Origin of the sequence: Mesorhizobium sp. (assembly GCF_024509055.1) — a bacterium.
GTDB lineage: Bacteria > Pseudomonadota > Alphaproteobacteria > Rhizobiales > Rhizobiaceae > Mesorhizobium.
In genome coordinates, this window is the sequence record NZ_JANINM010000188.1 from 1 (window position 1) to 3,347 (window position 3,347).

The 3,347-nt window shown below is 62.6% G+C and carries 4 protein-coding genes; 1 reads left to right on the forward strand and 3 read right to left on the reverse strand.

Annotated elements, in window-relative coordinates; all coding sequences use genetic code 11:
• Positions 1-117 precede the first annotated feature (117 nt).
• The 3 genes from Q0L57_RS08920 to Q0L57_RS08930 form a co-directional block, all read right to left on the reverse strand.
• Entirely contained in the window at positions 118-1,308 is a 1,191-nt protein-coding gene (locus Q0L57_RS08920; protein ID WP_296741290.1) for a VWA domain-containing protein, read from the reverse strand.
• Positions 1,309-1,314: 6 nt separating this feature from the next.
• The gene (locus Q0L57_RS08925) at positions 1,315-1,761 is read right to left on the reverse strand and encodes a GNAT family N-acetyltransferase (protein ID WP_296741293.1); all 447 of its coding nucleotides are present in this window, start codon (positions 1,759-1,761) and stop codon (positions 1,315-1,317) included.
• Positions 1,762-1,836: 75 nt separating this feature from the next.
• Entirely contained in the window at positions 1,837-2,676 is an 840-nt protein-coding gene (locus tag Q0L57_RS08930) for a MoxR family ATPase (protein ID WP_296741296.1), read from the reverse strand.
• Between the two features lie 141 nt (positions 2,677-2,817).
• Between Q0L57_RS08930 and Q0L57_RS08935 the strand changes: the two genes are divergently transcribed.
• On the forward strand, positions 2,818-3,243 hold the full coding sequence (locus tag Q0L57_RS08935; protein WP_296741298.1) for a DUF4345 domain-containing protein: 426 nt from the start codon (positions 2,818-2,820) through the stop codon (positions 3,241-3,243).
• Positions 3,244-3,347: the final 104 nt, after the last annotated feature.

Here is a 3,347-nt window from a genome sequence, read left to right on the forward strand (position 1 = left end):
ACGGGATAGGCGTGGGTGTCCATGAAATCTCCTCGGCCTTGGCGGCTCGTTGTTGGTTGCAACCGGTATTCGCAAGAAGATGGGTACTTGTTACACCACTTCCTATTCTCGACCTAGCTAGTGCTTGCGCGAAAGCTGCCTCGTCGCGGCCTCAAGTCCGGCCAGAGTCAGCGGAAACATGCGGCCTCCGAAGATCTCGCCGATCATCGCAATCGAATGGGTGTAGCGCCAGTTCTTCTCGGTTTCAGGGTTGAGCCAGACGGCGTTCGGCCACTGCTGCAACAGCCGCCCGAGCCAGACGCTGCCGGCCTCCGGATTCCAGTGCTCGACGGACCCGCCAGGATGCGCGATCTCATAAGGGCTCATCGAGGCGTCGCCGACGACGATCACCTTGTAGTCGGGCCCGTATTTGTGGAGCAGATCGAAGGTCGGGATGGTCTCGGCAAGGCGGCGGCGGTTGTCCTTCCAGACGCGTTCGTAAAGGCAGTTGTGGAAGTAGAAATATTCGAGCTGGCGGAACTCGGCGCGGGCGGCGGAGAACAGCTCCTCGACACTTCTGATGTGATCGTCCATCGAGCCGCCGACGTCGAAGAACATCAATAGCTTCACCGCGTTGCGCCGCTCGGGCCGCGTCTTCACGTCGAGATAGCCATGCTCGGCGGTGGCGTGGATGGTGCCGGGCAGGTCGAGCTCCTCCTCGGCGCCCTCGCGCACCCAGCGACGCAATCGCTTCAGCGCCACCTTGATGTTGCGGGTGCCGAGCTCGACGGCGTCGTCAAAGTTCTTGAACTCGCGCTTGTCCCAGACTTTCACCGCGCGGCGGTGGCGGCTCGCATCCTGGCCGATGCGCACGCCTTCCGGGTTGTAGCCATAGGCGCCGAAGGGCGAGGTGCCGCCGGTGCCGATCCATTTCGAGCCGCCCTGGTGGCGGCCCTTCTGCTCTTCCAGCCGCTTCTTCAGCGTCTCCATCAGCTTGTCGAAGCCGCCCAGCGCCTCGACCAGCTTCTTTTCCTCCTCGGTCAGATGCTTTTCGGCAAGTTTGCGCAGCCATTCCTCGGGGATGTTGGCGACATCGACGGCGTCCGGTCCGCCAAGCGCCTCGACGCCCTTGAAGACATGCGCGAATACCTGGTCGAAACGGTCGATATGGCGCTCGTCCTTCACCAGGGCCGAGCGCGCGAGGTAGTAGAAACCCTCGACGTCATAGTCGACCAGCCCGGCCTCCAGCCCTTCCAGCAGCGTCAGATACTCCCTGAGCGAAACAGGGACCCGCGCGGCTTTCAACTCGAGGAAGAAGGGGAGGAACATGAGCCCTTATAGCAGATCGTACTCGATGAAGCCGGTGCGGCGGGCGACATGGTCGTAGAGCCGGCGCGCCGTGGTGTTGGTTTCGTGCGTCATCCAGTAGACGTTCTTGACGCCGATCTTCGCGGCCTCATCCTGCACGGCCTTGATGAGCGCGGCGCCTACGCCCTTGCCGCGCACTGTGGGGTCGGCGAACAGGTCCTGCAGATAGCAGTTGTTTTTCTCGGACCAGCCGGAGCGATGGTAGAGATAGTGGGTGAGGCCGACGGCCTTGCCGTCGAGCGTGGCGATGAACCCTTTCGGCTCGAATTCGCCTTCGGTGAACAGCCGCTTCCAGGTGATGGCGTAGACCTCTTCGGGCAATTTGGTCTCGTAGAAGGTCAAGTAGTCGGTCCACAGGCGCCGCCAGTCGGCATGGTCGGACTGCGCAAGCGGGCGGACGGTGATCTCGGACATTTTTTCCTCCAATGTTGGCGCGCGAAGCTGCGCTGGCGACCATTCGCCGGCAACGGTCCACAGCCGGGGAAAGCGCTATTGCTGTCTTCTGGCCATGAAGGCCAGCCGTTCGAAGAGATGCACGTCCTGCTCGTTTTTGAGCAGGGCACCGTGCAGCCTGGGCAGCATGTTCTTCGGGTCCGCGCGCAGATCCTCGGGGGCGATGTCGTCGGCGACGAGCAGGCGAATCCAGTCGAGCGCCTCGGAGGTTGATGGCTTCTTCTTCAGCCCCGGCACGTCGCGGATCTCGTAGAACTGGGTGAGCGCGGCGCGAACCAGGCTCTGCTTGATGCCTGGATAGTGGACGTCGACGATGCGGTGCAGCGTGTCGATGTCGGGGAAGCGGATATAATGGAAGAAGCAACGGCGCAGGAAAGCGTCGGGCAGCTCCTTCTCGTTGTTCGAGGTGATGATGACGATGGGCCGGAGCGCGGCGCGGATCGTCTCGCCAGTCTCGTAGACGAAGAACTCCATCCGGTCGAGTTCCTGCAGGAGGTCGTTCGGGAATTCGATGTCAGCCTTGTCGATCTCGTCGATCAAAAGCACCACCTTCTTTTGCGCAGCAAACGCGTCCCACAGCTTGCCGCGCTTGATGTAGTTGGCGATGTCGTTGAAGCGATCGTCGCCGAGCTGGCTGTCGCGCAGCCGCGAGACGGCGTCATATTCATAGAGGCCCTGCTGCGCCTTGGTCGTCGACTTGACGTTCCATTCGATGAAATCGAGCCCCAGTGCGGCCGCCACCTGGCGGGCAAGCTCGGTCTTGCCGGTGCCGGGCTCGCCCTTGACCAGCAAGGGGCGCTCCAGCGCGATCGCGGCGTTGACCGCAACCATCAGATCCTTGTCGGCGACATAGGCCGCGGTGCCTTCGAAACGCATTTTCTCTCCTGTCCGTGCGGCCGGACCGTAAGGAGGCAATCCGGCCCGCGCAAGGGCGGGCGACTTGGCAAGGCGGCCTTTGAAACCACGCGGAAAATCTCGTTCCTGCTTCAAGTCGCATCAGACCTAGGGACAGCGGATTTGAAAGAGCCAACATTCAGCAAGGCCGCTTTGCAAGGGATCGTCGCGTTGCTCGCGGCGACCCCGGTGCTGGTCGGCCTCGAAGGCATTCTGTCGGGGCCGGAACTGCTTCATGTCCAGGCACCCTGGCCAGTCGACCTCGACAGTCATTTCCGCTTCCTGTCGGGCTTCTTTCTTGCTGCCGGCGTTGCCTGGTACAGCTGCATCCCGGACATCGAGACCAAGACCGAGCGCTTTCGCCTGCTGGGGGCCTGTACCTTCTGCGGCGGGCTGGCGAGGCTTTTCTCGCTGACTGCGGCGGGGGAGCCATCGGGAGGTCACCTCGCCGGCCTCTGTCTCGAACTGCTAGCGGTGCCGGCGCTCATCTGGTGGCAGGCTCGCGTCGCGAATAAAGCCGCGCTGACTGCCCGCCTCTCTGGCGCTTAGCAGGGCAGCGGCCTATATTGCCTCCGACGGTCTGCGCTTCCCGGCAGGAAAACTTATCCCCGGGGCCTTATCGATCCTTAGGGAGCTGTCCCTGGGAAGACCCG

Excerpts from the sequence above, each read along its gene's own strand:
- Q0L57_RS08920 (WP_296741290.1), bottom strand. The coding sequence starts at position 1,308 with ATGTTCCTCCCCTTCTTCCTCGAGTTGAAAGCCGCGCGGGTCCCTGTT.
- Q0L57_RS08925 (WP_296741293.1), bottom strand. The coding sequence starts at position 1,761 with ATGTCCGAGATCACCGTCCGCCCGCTTGCGCAGTCCGACCATGCCGAC.
- Q0L57_RS08930 (WP_296741296.1), bottom strand. The coding sequence starts at position 2,676 with ATGCGTTTCGAAGGCACCGCGGCCTATGTCGCCGACAAGGATCTGATG.